Genomic DNA, 705 nt, shown 5'->3' with positions numbered 1-705 from the left:
AAAATAGCCAACGACATCAAAAACTACATGGACACCAGCGGAAAAACACCAGACTTCGCCTACAAAACCAGCCTAGGAACATACCTACGCTACGAAAACCTCATATACATGTACAGCATGATCCTCGACTACTACAACACCAGCGGAAACAAAGCAGCCTTCGCAATAATGAAACCATGGGTTGTTGTCTCTAATCCTGTTTTAGGAACATTTACCATAGACCAAATTAAACAAGCAGCAACCACCGTAAGAAAATACATCGAAACCAACCAAAAACTACCCAATAACGTACAAATCGGCACCAACAACATCACCATGCCACAATTCCTAGAACTACTAGTAACAACCACCCTAAGAATCAATGAGGGAAGCAATAAATTAATCCCTCTAAGAGATTACACTGCACCAATCAATCCACTAGAATCAATCACTTACGGAAACATTCCCAAAACAGAATACCTCAAAATAGCCAACGACATCAAAAACTACATGGACACCAGCGGAAAAACACCAGACTTCGCCTACAAAACCAGCCTAGGAACATACCTACGCTACGAAAACCTCATATACATGTACAGCATGATCCTCGACTACTACAACACCAGCGGAAACAAAGCAGCCTTCGCCGCAATGAAACCATGGAGCGTTGTATCTCAACCAGTCCTCGCAACATTTACCATAGACCAAATTAAACAAGCAGCAACC

1 protein-coding gene is annotated in these 705 nt (G+C 42.3%); it reads left to right on the top strand.

From position 1 onward, the window contains the following. The coding region (locus AAV90_RS04660) for a pseudomurein-binding repeat-containing protein (RefSeq protein WP_198142816.1) at positions 1-705 on the top strand (705 nt) is incomplete at both ends.

The organism is Syntrophomonas zehnderi OL-4 (assembly GCF_000983115.1).
GTDB classification, from domain to species: domain Bacteria; phylum Bacillota; class Syntrophomonadia; order Syntrophomonadales; family Syntrophomonadaceae; genus Syntrophomonas_B; species Syntrophomonas_B zehnderi.
The sequence above is the reverse complement of the archived record's forward strand: the minus strand, read 5'-3'. Positions and strand labels throughout refer to the sequence as shown.